A 453-nucleotide genomic window follows, 5' to 3' on the forward strand; every position below is an offset into this window, starting at 1 on the left:
GTAACTGCTTCTGCGTATTTTCCATTTGGATAACTTGCCATAATGGCGCATTCAATTTATTAGCTCGCTTAGTATGTTCGGGTGAAGCCTTAGATAATAGCGTATCAGGAACTAATCGTAAATTTGGAAACTCCCTTACTTGAGGAGATGAAGACAAGTCCAAATCTGAGACATTAATATTATGCTTAGCCTTAAACTCTTCTGGTATTTTTCTACCCTCGAAAGGAATAGTCAACAATTTAGGGTTAAACATATTCATTAGTTCTAGCCCTAAGAAGTTTTTAGATCTACTTTCTGCATCCATTCTTAAAGCATAACTCGAACCGATTGGCGAATATAAAGGATCTAGTCTTGGGTTTACATTGCTATAGTTAGTCGATATTTGACCCACAAAATATCTATTTCTAACTGATAAATATAAATAATCCAAAATAGAATATATGTCTAAATGGG

General features: G+C 34.2%; 1 protein-coding gene. It reads right to left on the reverse strand.

The features are described 5' to 3' along the window. Positions 1-453, reverse strand: a 453-nt coding sequence (locus tag BTV99_RS13525; protein ID WP_178377974.1) for a hypothetical protein, incomplete at both ends; no start/stop codon positions are given.

It is taken from the genome of Psychrobacter sp. Rd 27.2, assembly GCF_001921755.1.
Taxonomy (GTDB): Bacteria; Pseudomonadota; Gammaproteobacteria; order Pseudomonadales; family Moraxellaceae; genus Psychrobacter; species Psychrobacter celer.